Here is an 18130-nt window from a genome sequence, read left to right on the forward strand (position 1 = left end):
CCCGCGCTCACTGGTTTGCGGCAGCCTTGACGGCAGCTTCCGCAGCGTCGATCAGATCCGGATTGTCTACATTCTCTTTGAGCCATGCCCGTGCCGGCGGCTGCATGACACCCTTGAAGGCCGCACGCGCCTCATCGTCGAGTTCGATGATCTCCACACCCTGCTCCCTGGCAAAAGCGATGGCATTGGCCTCGATCTCACGCGATTTCTGGCGGTTGAACCTGATGGCCTTTTCCGCCGCATCGGTGATCACCTTCTGCTTGTCTTCCGAGAGACCGGAGAAGAAGGCATCATTGATGCCGAGCGGGCCGAAGGCGTAGGTGTGGCCGGTCAGCGCCAGATGGGGCTGGACCTCATAAAGCTTGACGAGGTTGAACACGGAAACCGAATTGTCCTGCCCGTCGACGACGCCGGTCTTGAGCGAGGTGTAAAGCTCGCCAAAGGCGATCGGCGCCGCCGATGCGCCGAGCGCTTCCACCGGAATGGTGGCAAGCGGGCCGAGCACGCGCATTTTCAGACTCTTCATATCGTCCGGGCCGTTGATGGCGCGGCTGGCGCTGAAATGCTTGAAGCCACCCGATTCCCACCAGCCCAGCACACGCACGCCGGTCTTCTCGCGGATGGATTCGGCAAGCTCGTCGCCAAAGGGACCATCGAATACGGCCCATGCCGTTTCCTCATCGGGAAACAGGTAAGGCATGTTGAGGATCTGCACATCGCTGTGAATGGTCGCGAAATTACCATCGGCCGCATCGCTCATCTGTATGACGCCGCGACGCATCTGCGCAAGGCGTTCATTGGGGGCGCCAAGCGCACCGGCATAGACGAGATCGACCGTCATGTCGGAATTGGCTTCCACCTCGGCCTTGAAGGTCTCATACATGCCGTTGACGAAGTCGAAGCCGGGCAGATCCTGTGGCAGCGAAAGGCCAACCTTGATCTCCTGAGCCTCTGCGCTACTGAAAGCGGCAAAGCCCGCGATGGCCAGCGTAGCGATGAATTTTTTCAATGTTCTTCTCCCTGATTGTCACGATCAGCGTTGACCTCACCGTGTGCAGGTGTCGATGGTTTCGCCAAAGGCTGAAGACTGATGCGCCCAAAGAACGGCCTGTCGTCCGCGCGGCCCATGCCGAAAACACTTCCCGACATCGCGGCTAAGAGTTCCCCACAGTTTGATGATCATATGATCACAGAACGGACTGTCGATCAATAATATCTTTCAAACTTGAAACATCGACAGCTTGCTCGGCAATCCATGCGAGCGTCCTTTGACCTGCGGAACTCGTGCATCCGAAGGCTCCCCCCGGCATCCCTCTGGCTTCCGGACATCAGAGAGAGAGCTTTCTTCGTTGCAGAAGCACTTCCCCCGGATCCCGCAACGCCCTTCAGAATGTGCCTGAAGCGAGACGCGCCAGAGCAGCCCACTCGTCGGTGGGAGAAGGCGAATGACAGCGTTTATGGCGCCGCCCAGGCGTGCCCCCCGACATTATGAGCCTCAGAAAGTCACGAGAACACGATCCCGCCATCGACGTTTAGCGTCTGACCGGTAACGAAGCCCGCATCGTCGGAAGCGAAGAAAGCAACAGGGCCGATAACATCTTCAGGATCGCCAATGCGGGCCATTGCGGTTTTCGATTTCCAGGCATCGCGCACGAGCGGGTCATCCAGATTCACCCGTCCCATATCGGTCAGGATAATGCCGGGGCATACGCAGTTCACGGTGATCCCCAGCGGCCCGACCTCCTGAGCAAGAACGCGTGAAAATCCCATCACCGCAGCCTTGGAGGCGGAGTAGTGCGCCTGTTCCGGAGCACCATGCTTCCCGCCGATGGAGGCGATATTCACGATACGCCCATAGCCGCGGCTCTTCATTGAGGGCAGGAGCGCCTGGATCACCATGAACGCGCCTTTCGCATTCACATCCATCACTGCGTCCCAGGTCTTCTCGGGAAGGCCATCGACCTCACCGGCAATGAGGATGCCGGCATTGTTGACGATAACATCGATCTTGCCGAAAGCTTCCAGCGCCTTCTGGGCCATGGTCTCGACTTCTGCTTTGCTGCTGACATCCGCATAGAGCAGCTCCGCTCGCTGACCCAGAGCGCTAATGTCTTCCGCCACCCGCTCGAGATCGCTTTTTTGCCGCTCAATATCATTCAGCGCCACATCATATCCACGTTTCGCCAGCCCTCTGGCAATCGCCGCCCCAATGCCACGGCTTGCTCCTGTCACGAGAGCCGTTCTGCCGGCGGAGCCGGAATGTTCATGAGCCGTCATGCCAAGACCTCCTTCAAAGCCGGATAAAGCGCAGCGTATTTCGCGTAAATTTCATCGTATCTCGCGACACTGTCTGCACGGGGCTCGATCAACCTGCCCGCATGGACCATCGCTTCGATACCCTCATCGATGGTTGCGAAGCGGCCAGCTCCCACTCCGGCAAGCACCGCCGAGCCCGTCGACGGTGCATCGGGCGAAGCCGGTACCCGCACCGGAATACCTGCCGTGTCCGCATGGATTTGCAGCCACAGATCCGAACCGGTGGCACCGCCTCCCACGGTCATCTCCTCGCCGGCATACCCGGCCGACCGGAAAGCATCGAGAATGGCGCGGGTACCGAAACCAATACCCTCCATGATGGCACGAAAGACGTGGTGAATTTCATGGCCGAGCGTAAGTCCAACGATCGCACCACGTGAAAGTGGATCGGTATGTGGCGTGCGGTTACCCTGAAAATGATCCTGAACGATGAGCCCGTCACACCCGGGTTCCAGGGCTGCGGCCTTTCGGTTGAGATCATCGAAATCGAGCGGGGCACCCTTGAGCCGCGAAAGCCAGTTGATGATGGAGCCTGTGGAAGTCTGACCGCCTTCCACTATCCAACGGTCGGGATACACAATGTCGGCGTAGCTGCCCCACACGCCGGGCGCATGGATGGGGCTCTCGGTCACCCCGAATTGAAGATGGGAAGAGCCTGTGATCATGGCCAGCTGTCCAGGTTTGTGAACCCCCAGACCAATCATGCCGATGAGCGCATCCGCGCCACCCTGTATCACTTTCACATTCGCCGACAGGCCCAGCTCGTTGGCCGCAGCCGAGGTGAGCGTTCCGATCACCTCGCCCGGCGCCACCACCCGCTCGGGCCATTTCTGTTCAAGCTCCGACAGGTCCAGTGCGGCGAGCAGGCTTGAGGCCCATCCCCCCGAGCGGGAACGGTAGTGCCAGCGCAGTCCGGCATTGTCGAGGCTCGCCGCCCATGTGCCTGTGAGGCGGTAGGTGAGAAAGTCCTGGTACTCGCAGATCCTGTGGGCATTCGCGAAGGTCCGTGGTTCGTTGCGCTTCAACCACAGGGCTTTCGGGATCATCCACTCTGCGGAGACCGGACCCTGCCCAGCCCCATTCAAAAGCAGGGCTTCATCGCCCGTGGCCAGCACATCCTCAGCCTCCTGATGCGCACGCACATCCATCCACATGATGGCAGGGCGCAGGGCACGGCCGTTTTCATCAAGGGCAACAACGGTACAGCAGGTTGTGGCGTAGCAGATGGCCTCGATGCCATCTGAGTTAACGCCTGCTTTGCGGATCGCTTCGCGCGCGGCGCGAACGAAGTTCGCCCACCAGTCCTCCGGATTTTGCTCCACGCGCCCGGGCTTGAAATCGGTCTGGTAAGGCACCGCACTTGTTCCAAGGCAGTTTCCCTTCAAGTCATAGACACGCGCTCGTATGCTCTCGGTCCCGCCGTCAGCCGTCAGGAAATAAGCCACGCATTCCTCCTCCCATCTGACCCGCCTCAACGATCCATAGGCTCTGCAAGGCGGCTAAACTTCTTTGGTTCGAAAACTCGAAAAGCAATCCTCGTTTTCGTCGAACTGCCTCCGGCGCTGTTTAGAGCTCCCGAAACGCCTCCATCGCCTTGCCGGCATACATGACGGCAGGTCCGCCGCCCATTTCGACCGCCACCTCAAGAGCCTCGACAAGAGCCGCTTCTTCCGCGCCATGCCGCTTCGCGGCATCCACATGATAGAGAATGCAATCCTCGCAGCCGCTCGCCACGGCAATGGCTGTCGCCAGCAATTCACGATCGGAAGCGGAGAAATGACCCTGCCGTGTCGCCACCGCGGAAATGGAAGCGAAACCTTTCATCAGTTCCGGGGCGGATCTGGCAAATCCCCCCATCCGTGCTTTTGCAGCCTTCAATCTTGTTCGGATATCAACCTCGGTCATGGGCCACCCCCTTTTTGATGATCGCCGCCGCCTCGGCTGGTGCATCCCAGTGAGGCATGTGACCAGCGCCTGGAAAAACATGGAGTGCGATGGCCGGCGAGACATCGAGAGTGTCGCGCCAGTTAAGAATTCGATCCTCCGTACCCACAAGGATACGCACCGGAATTTGATTGGCGAGCGATGCAAGAGCGCTTCGCACGTTCACCAATTGCCTGCCCTCGCGGCAAATATCATCCGCCAGGCGGGACAGACGGCCACGCGAGAGAACCTTGTGGATTTGCGCTACCAGCGTCGGAGAGAATGCATCGGCGCGGCTTGAGAGCCTTCGCAGCAAATGACCTACCGCGCCCACACTGTCGGCTTGAGCCATCCCGGAAACAAACTCCGCATCGATATGCAATCCGAGACCGGCCGGCGCGATGAGAGTGAGCGAGGAGACACCGCCCTTGCGGTTGGCCGCCGCAATCGCCGCCGCTGCCCCGAGCGAGTGGCCAACCAACGCGACCGGACGGGACGGGTTCAGCTCACCGCACAATGCGTCGACAAGATCATCGAACGTCTGAGCCTCCGCCTCCGTTTCTCCGTGGGAAGGAAGATCAATCGCCCGCACAGAAAGCTGCGCCCGCCCCAGCGCCCTGCCCAGCTGATCGAAGGTCTGGCGATCCCCCGCAAAACCGTGAACGAGGAGCACGGGCGAGCCAGTCTCGGAACCCCAGCTTTCCGCTGCAAGTGCGGAGACAACCGAGCCGGAGATGGAACGCTCGACGTCAGACAGTTCCACACGTCCTCTGCGCCCTGTGCCGGGGACGGCCTCTATGCTGATCCCCGCACGGCGGGCCGCAAGGCGGGCCAGAGGAGTGGCACGCACGCGGCCACCCTGTTCGGACGAAGCCATTGGAGGCTCGGCATGCTTCTGCGCATCCGTAGCCTCATCAATGACCGCATCGTCCGGCTCATCGCTCGCGGCAGCCTGATTTTCCTGCCCTCCGGAAACCCAGTCCTCTTCTCCCATCAGATCAATCTCGGCAATCGGGTCGCCCACCTGAACAAGATCACCCTGGGTGACCAGTGTGCGAACCAGTCGTCCGGGCCCGAGCGCAGGGTACTCGACAGCAGTCTTGTCGGTTTCAAACTCCACAAGAGGCGTCCCGCGATCAAAAGCCTGCCCTTCGGGCACAAGCCATTCAGAGACGGTTCCTTCCTCCATCGTCTCGCCCAGGCGAGGCATTGTGAGCATGACGGTGCTCATGCCGCACTCCTCAAACCCACAAGTTTTTCACCCGCCGTCTGGATAAAGGCTGCAGTGGGCACGGAGTTCTTCTCAAGTTCGACGGAAACCGAAATCGGAATATCTTCACCACAGACGCGGATCACCGGCTCGGCCAGGAAGTCGAAACACTCCTCGTGGATACGGGCAGAGAGCTCCGCCCCGACGCCGGCAGTCATCACACCCTCGGAGACGACCATCACCCGACCGACGCGTTCAACATGTGCCCGCACGGTATCGAAATCGAGCGGATTCAGGGAGCGAAGATCGATCACCGTCGCTTCCACGCCTTTCCGGGCCATTGCCTCCGCGGCTGCGAGCGCATGGTGCAATTGGCGGGAATAGGTCACGATCACCAGATCGTCTCCCGTACGGTGAACCCTGGCTTTCCCCCATTCCGGCGCAGGGGCGGCCAGATCCACATCTTCCTTCATCGTGTAGAGCGCCTTGTGCTCAATGAAGACGACCGGATCCGGCTGCCTCAGCGACTGCCGCAGAAGATGATAGGCATCCGAGACGGTTGCTGGCATGACGAGCCGAAGACCGGGCGTATGCATCACATAGGCTTCGAGCGATTGGGAATGCTGGGCACCGGCCGAACGGCCTGTTCCGCCCTGGGTCCGCAGCACCATGGGCACACCCACCTGACCGCCGAACATATAGCGGATTTTCGCTGCCTGATTTCCAAGCTGATCCATCGTCATCCCGATGAAGTCGACATACATGAGCTCGGCAACGGGTCTCAGGCCGGACATGGCGGCACCCACTGCAGCGCCAACGATCGCCGGTTCGGAAATCGGCGTGTCGATCAAGCGGTCGGGACCGAACTCCTCGTACAGGCCTTTGGTAACACCGTAGGCGCCACCGTAGCGACCGACCTCTTCACCGATCACCATCACGGTATCGTCTTCGGCCATAGCATCGCGCAGAGCCTGTTTGAGCGCGTCTCTATAGGTCATCTCTGCCATAGTCTCAGTCCCCTGCCAGAATGCGGTCGATGCGGGCTGCCACGGATTCCGGCTCCGGTTCACCAGGCGCATAAACGTCGCGGAACATCGTTTGCAGTGCCGGTTCACGCGCGGCGACCGTAAAGTCGATGGTCGCATCCATTTCCCGTGCAATCTCGGCGTCGAGGGCATCGAGGACAGCCTCGCTGCTCTCCCCGCTTTCAACCAGGGCTTTGCGGGCAAACCCGACCGGATCCTTGGCGCGCCCCCGCTCCTCATCCTCAGGCGTACGATAGGGGCTCTTGTCCATGCGGGCATGGCCGAAGAAGCGGTAGCATTCGACCGCGAGAAAGCCGGGCGTGCCTCCCCGGGCACCATCGATAATCCGGCCCGCCGCCGCGCGTACGTCGCGCACGTCCAGCCCGTCCACGGTTTCCGAGTTGAGCCCAAATGCCAGACCACGCTCATGAAGCGCGCGGCCTTTTGTTGCCTGCTCGATGCGTGTGCCCATACCGTATTGGTTGTTGATGCAGACGAAGATGACCGGCAGGTCCCAAAGCGCAGCCATGTTCATGCTCTCATAGAGAATGCCCTGCTGCATCGCGCCATCACCGAAGAACGCGATGGAGACCGCACCCTTGCCCTCACGCTTTGATGCAAGTCCGGCACCGACCACGGCAGGGATGCCGCCGCCAACAATGGCGTTGGCACCCAGGTGTCCGAGCCCCATGTCGGCAATGTGCATGGAGCCGCCTTTCCCGCGACAGTAGCCCTCTTCCTTGCCGCCGATCTCCGCCATCATGCGATTGGGATCTGCACCGCGCGCAAGGAATATCCCATGGCCCCGGTGGTGGGTGGTGAACGTGTCTCCATCCCTCATCAGGGAGGCCACGCCCACTGCCGCCGACTCTTCGCCAATGGACAAATGCAGCATGGAGCCTGCCGATTGCCCGCGAACGAAAAGCTCGCCAACCCGCTCCTCGAATGTGCGCACCCGGCGCATCTGCCGGTAGAGCGCGAGAAGCCCGGTGTTCGAGCGCGGCACTTTTTCCGCAACTGCCGTGTCGATGGGTGCAGTCATGTTGCCTTCCTTACAGGAGATTGAGTTTGGTGGTGCGCGATACGATGGCGACCGCGACGAGAATGATCACACCCTTCACGATGTTCTGGATGTAAGTGTCCATTCCGATGAGGTTCAGGCCATTGTTGATCACGCCGATGAAGAGAGCGCCGCAGAGTGTTCCGAGCACCGTCGCAGTGCCGGGTCGGAACATGGTCATGCCGATGAACACGGTGGCGAGCCCATCGAGCAGGTAGCGTTCACCTGCATTGGGTTGCCCGGACCCCAGTCTTGCAGCCAGCAGAGCGCCGGCGATAACCGCAAAGACGGAGACCAGTATAAGTGCCGCCATCCGATAGAGCGTGATATGCACGCCCGATAGCTCCGCCGCCTTCTGGTTTCCGCCAACCGCGTAGACATAGCGGCCGAACACCGTTCGCTCCATCACGAACCAGGCAATCGCCACAGCGATGATCATGAAGTAAGCCAGATTGGGAATTCCAAAAATCCGCCCCTGGCCAAGCATGAGATAGGCATCAGGCAGCCCGCCATATATCGCGCGGCCTCCGGTCATCAGAAAGTTGATACCGAAGAGGATGGATCCCACCGCGAGAGTGGCGATAAGCGATGGAATACCGATTTTCGTGACCAGCAGGCCGTTGACGAGACCAACTCCGATGCCGGCCGCCAATCCGGCGCCAAGAGCGACCGCAAGTGGATATCCCATCGTCAGAAGCAGCGGCACCAAGATGCCCGAAAGGCCCACCGTATAGCCAACGGAAAGATCGATCTCCCTGGCTGCGAAGCCAAATGTCAGTCCGGAACCGACGATCGTCAGGATCGCGATTTGCTGGAAAATGTTCGTCAGATTAAATGGCGTCAGAAAGCGATCCACGAAGAGCGAGAACCCGAGGAACATGAGGATGAGAACCCCGAGCGTCGAGTAACGCTGGATGAAATCGGAGCGGACAGACTTGCTTTCGGCGGCAGCGGGGGCCTTGCCGAGGGAGCCGGCTTGCGGTGTCATGCGGCATCTCCAGTGATGGCTTGGATGAAACGGCTTTCGGAGAATTCGCAGGCCGGTATGTCATCGCCTGGCCTGCCGTGAACAAATGGGACGGCGCGATGGCACAGTTGTGCAACCTCGCCGAGATCCGACGAGGCGATGAGAATTGCCGCTCCACGCTCTGCGAGACGGCGCAGATGAGCATAGATTTCCATCTTCGCCCCGATGTCCACGCCTTCGGTCGGCTCAACAAAGATCAGGACGCTATACTTGTCGTCGGCACCATACAGCCATTTGCCTATGGAGACTTTCTGCTTGTTTCCGCCCGAGAGATTGCGGATCAGCTGGCGCTGGCTCGGTGTTTTGACGTTCAAAAGGTCGATGATGCGCGCCGCTTCTTGGCTTTCCACGCGGCGGCTCAACACGCCGGCACGCGCAGCAAACTGCGAATGAACCATGGTCAGGTTCTCAACGACGCTTCCATCGCCGGCGAGTGCGTTCTCCATACGCTGATCGGGAACCAGCGCTACGCCGGCTCTTTGCATGGCGCGAATTCCCCCAGCGCGAACCTCGCTGCCGTTAACGGAAATCGTCCCGCGCAATTTGCCGTGGCGCGTGTAGAGCGAGCGCGCAAAGCCGAAATGTCCGGCCCCTGTCAGCCCTATCAGCCCGACAATCTCGCCCCGCCGCAACACGAAACGGTCCACTTCGACTGCTCCTGTCTTCCAGCCTTCGACAGACAGCACGACTGGTTCTGTAGTTGTGGCCAGTGCGTGGTCTTGTGGCTTGCGGGTGTCGGATGATTCCGAATGGGCATCCTGTTCCCGCCTCAACATGAGATTTGTGAGACCGGCCTCTGTCGCGTCGCCCTTGTCCAGCGTCCCGACATGTCTGCCGTCACGCAGAACGGTGATCCGGTCGCACAGTGCGACGACCTCGCTCAGAAAATGGGAGATCAACACGACACCCACGCCCTTTTGCGGCAATGACCGGATAATGTCCCAGAGCCGTTTCTTCTCCCTCGCCTCCAGTGTCGCTGTGGGCTCATCGAGAATGAGAAGGCGAATATCCCCCCTGAGCGCGCGAACGATCTCGATGACTTTCTGGTCGGCCATCGCAAGGTCCTTGACCGGCCGGTGAAGGTCCGTCTCCAAACCCGGGAACCATGTGGACATGAGGCGTTCGGCTTCGCTTCGCAGAGTGCGCCGGCGCACGATACCAAAAGGCCGGCGCGGCTCTGCCCCAAGCATGATGTTCTCCGCGCCGGTCAGCGAGGGAACAAGGCTCCCTTCCTGGCTAACATGCGCAATGCCATAGCCAAGCGCGACGCGTGGGCTGGAAAGAACCACCGTGCTGTCATTGACGGTAACGGATCCCCGCGTGGGCTGGAGCGAACCACCGAGAATATTGACGAATGTGCTTTTTCCGGCACCGTTTTCGCCGACAAGGCCGTGCACTTCATCATACCGGAATGTCACATCGACGCGATCCAGTGCTCGCGTACCCGGGAACTCCATGAAAATATCGGCAAGATGCACCGACATGCACGGTCTCCTGTAAGATTGGTGAGCTGGGTGGCGTGGGACGGGCCGCGCAACGCGCCCCGTCCCGCAGGGGCTGCACGACTACATGAAATCTTTGCAGTTCTGCTTCGTCACGAGAGGCGCATCCATGTAGACGATGTCGCTTGGGATCACCTCATCGCGCGCCTTGCCGTCAACCACGATGGATTTGATCCACTCGCCCACCTGTGCGCCCATGCCTTCGAAAGGCTGGCTCACAGTTGCGATCATCATGCTGTCCGGCTTGCAGACCTCTGCAACGGCTTGCGGGTGGCCATCGATGCCGATGACTTTCACATCGGTCAGACCGGCAGCTTTCATGACGTTGATGGTCGCTTGCGCCGGTTCATCCCAGGGCGCCCAGACAGCGTCAATCTCCTCACCGAAGCGTGCCACGTAGTCCTGCATCGAAGACGTCGTATCCTCGAAGAAGGCCGTATAGTCGATGTTGTGCTCTGCCAGCACTTTCACATTGCCGTATTCCTGAAGAACCTTCTCCATGACGTCGCCGCGCTTGCGCGTTCCGTGGTGCTCGGCCATGCGGAAGAAGACGAGATTGCCCTCGCCGCCAATCTGGTCGAGAAGATACGGAGAGACATCGGCGGACATCGCCCAGTTGTTGGTGGTGACATCCACCTGAATGCCCTCCACGAAACCGCTATCGACGGAAAAAACGGGGATCCCGGCCTCGATGGCGACGTCGATTGCCGCCTTGGATGCGCGCAAATCGGACATGGTGATGATGATCGCGTCCACACCGCGCGAAACGGCATCCTGAAGATTTGACGCGGTGGCCTCGCCCGACCCCTGGCTGTCGAGGAAACTGACATTCCAGGAGTTTCCGCTCTCACCCAGCCATTCTTCGAAGCCGGCCTTCACCCGCTGCTCGGACTGCGCTGCGGCATTTGAATGAACCCACGCAATATCGAGTGCATCCTGCGTGAAGCCGACAACGGTTGTTGCTGCAAGAACGGTCCCTACGGCCACGTAGCCCGCCAGGTTCTTTGCAAACTTGTTCATGTTTTCCTCCCTGAATTGAAGACGCCCACGGCCCTCCCGATGGCATCCACGAGCCAAACGTGACGATGCTTGATACATTTGTCAAGCATCGATACATTTGTAATTCGCTACCGATATTCGATTGTCAGTGCAAGCCCCACCGTTTAGGAAATCATCATGATCGAGAATGATGACCACGAACTGATGAGCCGCGCGGCATGGATCTACTATGTTGGAGGTCTCAATCAGGAAGAAACCGCAAACCGCCTGGGCACCACCCGAGCGCGGGTGAACAAGCTGCTGCAAAGCGCCAAGGATGCCGGCATCGTATCGATCTCGATCGATTCACGCAGCAACGGGCTTCTGGAGGTGGAGGACAGGCTGCGCCAACGCTTCAATCTCGAACGGTGCATCTGCTCCCCGGCTCTGGGACTTAGTAGAACCGACAAATTGCCTGGTAATCTTTCCGAATACCCGCGCCGCGCGGTAGGTTCGCTTGCGGCAACGCTGGTCAAAGAGTTGATCGCACGCAAGGGTGATGCCGTGATCGGTACGGGCTGGGGTCGCACCCTCGACCAGATCACGCGCAACATGGCCGGCGTTAGCGCACCCAGAGCGCGCTTTGTCAGTCTTATGGGCTCACTCACCGCCAACAGCGCCTTCAACCCTTTTGAAGTGGTTCAGGCCCTGGCGAGGGCGACCGGTGCGGAGGGCTATTTCCTGCCAGTGCCGTTCATCGCAAACACTCCGCGGGACCGCGACATACTTCTGTCGCAGACCACCGTGCGGTCAGTTCTCGAAATGGCCCGGCAACCGGACATGGCCATCATCTCCGTTGGTGAACTCACGGAGCACTCATTGCTCCGTCGTTCAGGCATGATCTCGCAACTCGAACTCGACGAGCTTCACGAGGCCGGCGCTATCGGTGACACAAATGGCATTTTCTTTGATGCCCACGGAGCGCCTGTCAGGCATGTTCTCAACCAGCGGACGCTTGCCGTGAACTTCGACGCACTCCGCGCCACCCACACGGTTTTGCTGTCGGGAGGCATAGAGAAAGCGGAAGCCACCTGCGCCCTGCTCGAAAGCGGCATCGTCAAAACACTTGTGGTGGATGGCGATACCGCACACGCAGTTTACAAGATCGCTGTAAATGAGAGCGGCGCTTCCGCTTGACCTCCTGAACACGCTCATTGGATATCAGCTTATCCGCCGCTCGCCAAACAGGGACGGCCAGAAGGTCAGGAGAAGTGTACATCGTATTCTGACGGCAATGTCCGCATGGCTCCACCCGACAAAGCTGACCCTGACGCAAACCTCATTCGGCAGTCACTCGTTTCCATAAGTGATTTTTCACAGACGCCTGATCCAGAATAGCCCCCAGACCCGGAAGCGGGTTGAGGGGCATTCGACCATTCCTCACATTGTCTTCCCACGGATTCTCGAGGATTGGCCGAAAATCCGGCTCCTTTGCATAATCGGGAAAACACTCCAGAACCATGAAATTGGGGATGCATGCGGATAGCTGCGCGGAGATCGCCGTGGCAAGCGTGCTTCCGTAATTGTGCGGGGCAACCCGGGCGTTGTAGATTTCCGCCAGTGCTGCAATCTTCTTCCCCTCCATCAGCCCACCCGTGTTGCAGATGTCCGGCTGGACGATGGAAATGGCTTCGGTTTCGAGCAGAGAGTGGAAGCCGAAACGGGTGTAAATCCGCTCGCCCGCCGCGAGAGGAATAGATGTCGTACGGCCCACCCTTGCCAATGCACCTGGCAGTGCAGGATCCACCGGCTCCTCCACGAAACATGGATTGAAGGGTTCCAAGCGTTCCAGAAGCGGCAAAAGCTGATCGCTGGAAAGCCCGCCGCCGAAATCAAGCATGATCGCGATGTCTTCGCCGACGGCCGCGCGAAGCTTCTCGACACGCTCGATCACAAGAGCGCTCTCGCCTTCGCGCAGTCTACGGCGTACCGGATGCCGGATTACCGTGACAGGGTCGGCCATGCCGAGCGGATAAAGCTTCAGTCCGCGATAGCCACGTTCAACCGTGCGCAGGCCCGCCTCCGCAAACTCGCTACCGCTGTTGCAGCCAAGCCACCAGCCATTGGCATAGACCTCGAGTTCGGGCTCGATCGGGCCACCGAGCAGCGTATAGACCGGCACGCCGAGCGCCTTGCCCTTGATATCCCAAAGCGCGTGGTCGATGGCGCTTAGACCGGCCATCGAGATTGCACCGCCCCCCTTGGTCCAGAAGCCCTGGTCGTAGATGTCGTTCCAGATCAGCTCGACGGGCGATGGATCGCGGCCAATCACCAAACGTTCAAGCATCGCCACCAGCATCTCGGCCGCCGCTGTCGTACCAAGACCGTAGGCAATGCCGGCTTCGCCCAGCCCGGTTATGCCTGCATCGGTTTCCAACTCCAGAATGACGGCGCGGCGAAAGCCTGTCGGCACGACATAGATATTGGCGGCAGTGATTTTCATGAACATATCCAGACCGGTTGCTTACACCCGACTGTCCAATGCCGGGGCAGGCATCACAATGGAATTGTGGTCAGAGGCCTGTGCCTGGGAGGAATAGGCTCCCGCCTGAAATCAGCCCAGCATCTTGGCAAGCTGCCGCTCTTCCTGCTCCATCTCTGCGATCAGCCAGTCCCGCACGAGCTCAACCACGGGGCGGATTGCCCGCTGGCTCGACGAGACGAGGTGATAGCTCCGGTCAGTGAGAATGACCCTGTCGCTGGCGCTTACCAGCATGCCATCAATGACAAGGCGCGACACCACTGAGGTCCAGCCGAGCGCCAGGCCCTGCCCGCTGAGTGCTGCCTGCAACACAACGGAATAGTCCGAAAAGGAGAGCTGGTTCCACGTGGTGGGAATTCGCCTGCCCGCTTCCAGCGCGAACTCGGACCAGCCAAACCAGTGATCAGGCAGGTTGATCAGCGTGTGTGGTGAAACCGGTGTATCGAAGGTGCCACGTTCGCGAACGTATCCCGGCGCACCGATGGCAAGAACCCGCTCGGGGGCGAACCAGCCGCCGAGCTTGCGCGCATCGTCGCCGGCCGCGACCCGCAGGCCCAGATCACAGTTGGCCAGCGGTCCGCCCACACTGCCCGGCAGCAGCTGGAACTGCAGGTCCGTGTTCGGAAACTGTTCGCGGAAACTGCTATAGCGCGGCATCAGCCAGTGAGTTGCCATGCCCGACGAGATTGAGAGCATCACCACCTCGCGGGTGCCGTCGCGCCCCTCGATCTCATCCAGAACGTCTTCAATGGAATGAAAGGCGCGGGTGGTGACCCGGCTGAGCTTCTTGCCGGCTTCGGTGAGCGCAAGGTTTGGGCCAGAGCGGATGAACAGCTTCTCCCCAAGATGCTTCTCAAGCGACGCCACTGCGTGGCTGACAGCAGGCTGGGTGATGTTCAGTTCGTCTGCGGCTTTGGAAAAGTTCGAATGCCGGGCCGCGACCTCGAAAACGAAAAGCGTGCTGGGAGAAGGAAGATGCCGACGCAATACCATAAGCAGAGCTTATACTGAGGATGAATCTTTTCAACCTGTTTAAACCCTAAATCCCATGGCAACTTTACAGGAAACCAATCGCAAGAGCGGCAAAAAATAATAAGCGGAACGCTATGCTTGCGCACGACGGGAACGTTGCCGGGCTTTATTTCCGAGATGAGAGCAGAAGGTCCGGGCATGGCATTGGACACGCAACGGCTACGGGCTGAAACGCCGGGCTGCAGACCAGAACTGGTTCATTTCAACAATGCGGGTGCCAGCCTCATGCCGCGACCGGTTATCGAGGCGGTTGAGCGTCATTGGACCGAGGAGATCATGTCGGGAGGCTACGAAGCAGCGGAAAGGATGGCTGGGCAGATGCAGGCGACCTACGATGTCACGGCGCGGCTTGTCGGTGGCGCACCGGACGAGATAGCCTTCTTCGACAACGCCACCCGTGCCTGGCAAGCCGCCTTTTATGCCATTGGCTGGAAATCGGGGGATCAACTGATCACCGGTCAGTCTGAATACAATTCCAACATGATTGCCTTTCGCCATGCCGAAGCGCGTTTGGGAATAAAAGTGATTCTGGCGCCGGATACACCCGCCGGTATCGTCGATGTAGCGGCGCTCGAAACGCTGATTACCGACCGCACGCGCCTCATCGCCATCTCGCATATGCCGACAAACGATGGTCTCATAAACCCGGCGCAGGAAATCGGAGCGGTTGCCAGCAGGCATGGCGTCCCGTTTCTGCTGGATGCCTGCCAATCGGTTGGCCAGATGCCGATCAATGCGAAAGCCCTCGGCTGCACCATGCTTTCGGCCACGGGCCGCAAATATCTGCGGGGCCCCCGCGGAACCGGTTTTCTGTGGGTAGACCGTGCGTCGCTGCACGCGCTTCAGCCCCATGCACTCGACATCCAGTCGGCGCACTGGACAGACGTAGACCAGTTCGAACTCGCAGCCGGTGCACGCCGCTTCGAACTCTGGGAACGCAATGTTGCCGCCCAACTGGGGCTTGGCGCTGCCTGCCGCTATGCGCTGGATATCGGACTGGAGAACATCTGGGCTCATATCAGCGATCTTGCGACGCAAATGCGTAGAATGCTCACCGGGCTGCCGGACATCACTGTTCAGGACCGTGGCCTGGAGAAGAGCGGTATCGTGACCTTTTTCCACGAGACCGTGCCGGCGGAGACGCTTGTAGGCGCATTGCGCGAGCGCTTCGGCATCAACACATCGGTCTCCAACACCCAGCTCACCCGCAGGTCGCTGCGGGCACGGGGCGTAAAGACACTGGTGAGGGCATCGGTGCATGCCTACAACACGGCTGACGAGGTCGAACGCCTGGGCGAGGCGCTTGCGAACCTGACGGCAGGGAAACAGCCAAAGACAGAATTGAACGCAGGACAGAACGCCTGATCTGACCTAGTTCGGGGAACCCATAAATCAGAGCAAAAAAACAGAGGAGAACGGCCATGACATTCAAGCCGACGAGACGAACGGTACTGACCGGAATGGGGATTGCCGGTGTTGCCGGTCTGTGCGCACCCGGACTGATCAGACCGGCTCATGCCGCCAGCGGTGAACTCAACATCTGGGCCTATGACGGGTTTATCACCGACGCCTTCCGCAAGCGGTTCGAGGACGAAACCGGCATTCGCCTGAACATCCGCACCGTCACCGACCAGGGCGAACAGTTCAATCTGATGGCAGCGGAGAACGGCAAGTTCAGCGCCGACATCGTGACCTGCGCCGGCCACCGCTTCTACCAGTTCATCGATGCTGGTTTCCTCGCGCCCATCGACCGCGCAAAGCTCGGAAACTGGAGCCGTATCGAGGACGAATATGCGAGCGCCTCCTGGGTCTCGCGCTCGGGAGAGCAGTGGGGTGTGCCGCTCGTGGTGGTTTCCACCGGCCTTCTCTACAATACCGAGGAGATCGAAGCGCCGACGAGCTGGGACGTGATGTTCGACAAGGCCAATGCCGGACGCACCGCCTACCAGATCCAGGATTTCTTCCAGATCGTCATGAACTATCTTGGCTATGACGGCTCGGCCGCCTCCTACATGAACACGCCCGATGTCGCGCAGCGCGCGGTTGATGCAACGCGCGATTTCCTCATTGAGCACAAGCATATGGTGCGGCGCTACTATGAAGCGGCAACCGAAATCCAGCAGATGATGGTAACGGGTGACGTGGCGCTGGCGCAGGCGGGTTCCGGCCCGTCCTCGCAGCTCATCATCGACGGCTTCCCTGCGGGCTACACCATCCCCAAGGAAGGCGGGCTTGCCTATGCCTATGGTTTCAACATCACGAAGGATGCGGCGAACATGGAAAACGCCTACACCTTCCTGAACGCGCTTCTGGCGGATGCAGAAAACGGTGCGGAGATCGTTCGCTCCACCGGCCTCTCTTCCACCATCAAGGGCACCGAAGCACTGCTGACGGATCAGGAGAAGGAAGCACTGGCTCTGACTGCCGAAGAGCGCAGCCGTCTTTCCTGGGTGGATGTCGAAACGGCGCCCTTCATCTTCGATCTGATCGACAAGGCGGCGGAAGAAATCCGCGCCGCCTGATCCATGATCCGGAACTGCCGGCTGCCTCTCCGGCGGCCGGCATCGAAGTCGAAAACGAGTATCGATGACCAGCCTGCTCATTCATCTGCGACGGTTCTCCGTCTATCGCGGCCTGACCGACCTCTATGCCCGCTCGCCGCTGGCGCGGCTCTTGATCGTCAGCATCGTGCCGCTTCTGTGGATTCTCGGCACAACCGCCGCGCCCCTGGCGCAGATGGTAATTGTCAGCTTCTATGAGAGCTTTCCGGTGGCCGAGGGCGAGACAGCGCGCTGGACGCTCGCCAATTATGCAAGCTTCTTCGAGCGTCCGCTCTATCTGACCGCGTTCCTTCGGTCTTTCGTCTTTGCCACAGTGGTCACCCTCCTGACGCTGCTCGTTGTCTTTCCCATCGCCTATTACATTGCAAAAGTGGCACCGCGCGGCCGCCGCACAAGGCTGCTCCTGCTCGTGATCGCGCCCTTCTGGGTGAGCGAGATCATTCGCAGCTTTGCCTGGATCGTGATGCTCGCCAATCGTGGCGCGGTGAATTCGTTTCTCTCCTTCATCGGCATTCCCGGCACGCCGGTGGAGCTGCTCTACAACAATGTTTCGCTGACCATCGGCGTCATCTACCTGACCTCACTCTACATGCTCCTGCCGCTCTATGCAGCGCTGGAGAAAATCGACGACAACGTTCTGGAGGCGGCAGCCAATCTGGGCGCGCCTGGCTGGCGGCGCTTCCTGCGCATCGTCCTGCCGCTATCGCGCGACGGCGTTGTGGCCGGGTGCTCGCTCGTGTTCCTGCTGGTAATCGGACTTTACGCGATGCCGCAGCTTCTGGGCGGGCCGGGCAACACGTTGTTTGCGACGACAATCGGCCAGATATTCGCCAAGGCCGGTGCATCCTGGCCGCAGGGCAGCGCCTTCAGCATCATCCTGACAGGAGCAGCGCTAGCCTATGTCGGCCTGTTCGTGGCAATCTTTCAGCGGCGCGGCCGCGGGGGGGCATGAGC

General features: G+C 59.9%; 16 protein-coding genes. 4 read left to right on the top strand and 12 right to left on the bottom strand.

All coding sequences use genetic code 11. From position 1 onward, the window contains the following. Positions 1 to 7: 7 nt before the first annotated feature. From HF949_RS02390 to HF949_RS02435, 10 genes are all read right to left on the bottom strand, one after another. Positions 8 to 1009 carry a TRAP transporter substrate-binding protein gene (locus HF949_RS02390; RefSeq protein WP_292898120.1) on the bottom strand — a complete coding sequence of 334 codons (1002 nt, stop codon included), beginning with the start codon at positions 1007 to 1009 and terminating at the stop codon, positions 8 to 10. 494 nt (positions 1010 to 1503) lie between these two features. After that, positions 1504 to 2277 carry an SDR family NAD(P)-dependent oxidoreductase gene (locus tag HF949_RS02395; protein WP_292898121.1) on the bottom strand — a complete coding sequence of 258 codons (774 nt, stop codon included), beginning with the start codon at positions 2275 to 2277 and terminating at the stop codon, positions 1504 to 1506. Beyond that, entirely contained in the window at positions 2274 to 3761 is a 1488-nt protein-coding gene (locus tag HF949_RS02400) for an FGGY-family carbohydrate kinase (RefSeq protein WP_292898122.1), read from the bottom strand. Before HF949_RS02400 ends, HF949_RS02395 begins: the two co-directional genes overlap by 4 nt. Positions 3762 to 3882: 121 nt before the next feature. After that, a complete protein-coding gene (locus HF949_RS02405; RefSeq protein WP_292898123.1) occupies positions 3883 to 4221 on the bottom strand; it encodes a carboxymuconolactone decarboxylase family protein in 339 nt (112 codons plus the stop codon). After that, positions 4208 to 5470 carry an alpha/beta fold hydrolase gene (locus HF949_RS02410; RefSeq protein ID WP_292898124.1) on the bottom strand — a complete coding sequence of 421 codons (1263 nt, stop codon included), beginning with the start codon at positions 5468 to 5470 and terminating at the stop codon, positions 4208 to 4210. Before HF949_RS02410 ends, HF949_RS02405 begins: the two co-directional genes overlap by 14 nt. After that, entirely contained in the window at positions 5467 to 6456 is a 990-nt protein-coding gene (locus HF949_RS02415) for an alpha-ketoacid dehydrogenase subunit beta (RefSeq protein ID WP_292898125.1), read from the bottom strand. The genes HF949_RS02410 and HF949_RS02415 overlap by 4 nt, the downstream gene beginning before the upstream one ends. A gap of 4 nt (positions 6457 to 6460) precedes the next feature. After that, on the bottom strand, positions 6461 to 7516 hold the full coding sequence (locus HF949_RS02420; RefSeq protein WP_292898126.1) for a thiamine pyrophosphate-dependent dehydrogenase E1 component subunit alpha: 1056 nt from the start codon (positions 7514 to 7516) through the stop codon (positions 6461 to 6463). A 10-nt stretch (positions 7517 to 7526) separates the two neighbouring features. Then, the gene (locus HF949_RS02425) at positions 7527 to 8522 is read right to left on the bottom strand and encodes an ABC transporter permease (protein WP_292898127.1); all 996 of its coding nucleotides are present in this window, start codon (positions 8520 to 8522) and stop codon (positions 7527 to 7529) included. Then, positions 8519 to 10045 (bottom strand): sugar ABC transporter ATP-binding protein, encoded by a 1527-nt coding sequence (locus HF949_RS02430; protein WP_292898128.1) that lies wholly within the window; start codon positions 10043 to 10045, stop codon positions 8519 to 8521. The genes HF949_RS02425 and HF949_RS02430 overlap by 4 nt, the downstream gene beginning before the upstream one ends. Before the next feature lie 81 nt (positions 10046 to 10126). Beyond that, positions 10127 to 11083 (bottom strand): sugar ABC transporter substrate-binding protein, encoded by a 957-nt coding sequence (locus HF949_RS02435; protein ID WP_292898129.1) that lies wholly within the window; start codon positions 11081 to 11083, stop codon positions 10127 to 10129. Positions 11084 to 11239: 156 nt separating this feature from the next. Here HF949_RS02435 and HF949_RS02440 point away from each other — a divergent pair, with 156 nt between their 5' ends. Beyond that, positions 11240 to 12238 (top strand): sugar-binding transcriptional regulator, encoded by a 999-nt coding sequence (locus HF949_RS02440; protein ID WP_292898130.1) that lies wholly within the window; start codon positions 11240 to 11242, stop codon positions 12236 to 12238. Positions 12239 to 12380: 142 nt separating this feature from the next. On the opposite strand, the gene HF949_RS02445 is transcribed toward HF949_RS02440, so the two are convergent. Further along, entirely contained in the window at positions 12381 to 13544 is a 1164-nt protein-coding gene (locus HF949_RS02445; protein ID WP_292898131.1) for a mandelate racemase/muconate lactonizing enzyme family protein, read from the bottom strand. A 111-nt stretch (positions 13545 to 13655) separates the two neighbouring features. Then, positions 13656 to 14576, bottom strand: coding sequence for a LysR family transcriptional regulator (locus HF949_RS02450; protein WP_292898132.1), 921 nt, complete (start codon positions 14574 to 14576; stop codon positions 13656 to 13658). A 177-nt stretch (positions 14577 to 14753) separates the two neighbouring features. Here HF949_RS02450 and HF949_RS02455 point away from each other — a divergent pair, with 177 nt between their 5' ends. The 3 genes from HF949_RS02455 to HF949_RS02465 all read left to right on the top strand — a co-directional run bounded on the left by HF949_RS02455 (position 14754) and on the right by HF949_RS02465 (position 18128). Then, positions 14754 to 15980 carry an aminotransferase class V-fold PLP-dependent enzyme gene (locus HF949_RS02455; RefSeq protein WP_292898133.1) on the top strand — a complete coding sequence of 409 codons (1227 nt, stop codon included), beginning with the start codon at positions 14754 to 14756 and terminating at the stop codon, positions 15978 to 15980. A gap of 56 nt (positions 15981 to 16036) precedes the next feature. Next, positions 16037 to 17137, top strand: a complete 1101-nt coding sequence (locus HF949_RS02460) for an ABC transporter substrate-binding protein (RefSeq protein WP_292898134.1) — start codon at positions 16037 to 16039, stop codon at positions 17135 to 17137. Positions 17138 to 17201: 64 nt separating this feature from the next. Further along, positions 17202 to 18128 (top strand): ABC transporter permease, encoded by a 927-nt coding sequence (locus HF949_RS02465; RefSeq protein ID WP_292898135.1) that lies wholly within the window; start codon positions 17202 to 17204, stop codon positions 18126 to 18128. Positions 18129 to 18130: the final 2 nt, after the last annotated feature.

This window comes from Nitratireductor sp. (assembly GCF_017794765.1).
Taxonomy (GTDB): Bacteria; Pseudomonadota; Alphaproteobacteria; order Rhizobiales; family Rhizobiaceae; genus Nitratireductor.

Excerpts from the sequence above, each read along its gene's own strand:
- HF949_RS02395 (WP_292898121.1), bottom strand. The coding sequence starts at position 2,277 with ATGACGGCTCATGAACATTCCGGCTCCGCCGGCAGAACGGCTCTCGTG.
- HF949_RS02405 (WP_292898123.1), bottom strand. The coding sequence starts at position 4,221 with ATGACCGAGGTTGATATCCGAACAAGATTGAAGGCTGCAAAAGCACGG.
- HF949_RS02410 (WP_292898124.1), bottom strand. The coding sequence starts at position 5,470 with ATGAGCACCGTCATGCTCACAATGCCTCGCCTGGGCGAGACGATGGAG.
- HF949_RS02415 (WP_292898125.1), bottom strand. The coding sequence starts at position 6,456 with ATGGCAGAGATGACCTATAGAGACGCGCTCAAACAGGCTCTGCGCGAT.
- HF949_RS02420 (WP_292898126.1), bottom strand. The coding sequence starts at position 7,516 with ATGACTGCACCCATCGACACGGCAGTTGCGGAAAAAGTGCCGCGCTCG.
- HF949_RS02425 (WP_292898127.1), bottom strand. The coding sequence starts at position 8,522 with ATGACACCGCAAGCCGGCTCCCTCGGCAAGGCCCCCGCTGCCGCCGAA.
- HF949_RS02430 (WP_292898128.1), bottom strand. The coding sequence starts at position 10,045 with ATGTCGGTGCATCTTGCCGATATTTTCATGGAGTTCCCGGGTACGCGA.
- HF949_RS02435 (WP_292898129.1), bottom strand. The coding sequence starts at position 11,083 with ATGAACAAGTTTGCAAAGAACCTGGCGGGCTACGTGGCCGTAGGGACC.
- HF949_RS02440 (WP_292898130.1), top strand. The coding sequence starts at position 11,240 with ATGATCGAGAATGATGACCACGAACTGATGAGCCGCGCGGCATGGATC.
- HF949_RS02445 (WP_292898131.1), bottom strand. The coding sequence starts at position 13,544 with ATGAAAATCACTGCCGCCAATATCTATGTCGTGCCGACAGGCTTTCGC.
- HF949_RS02450 (WP_292898132.1), bottom strand. The coding sequence starts at position 14,576 with ATGGTATTGCGTCGGCATCTTCCTTCTCCCAGCACGCTTTTCGTTTTC.
- HF949_RS02455 (WP_292898133.1), top strand. The coding sequence starts at position 14,754 with ATGGCATTGGACACGCAACGGCTACGGGCTGAAACGCCGGGCTGCAGA.
- HF949_RS02460 (WP_292898134.1), top strand. The coding sequence starts at position 16,037 with ATGACATTCAAGCCGACGAGACGAACGGTACTGACCGGAATGGGGATT.
- HF949_RS02465 (WP_292898135.1), top strand. The coding sequence starts at position 17,202 with ATGACCAGCCTGCTCATTCATCTGCGACGGTTCTCCGTCTATCGCGGC.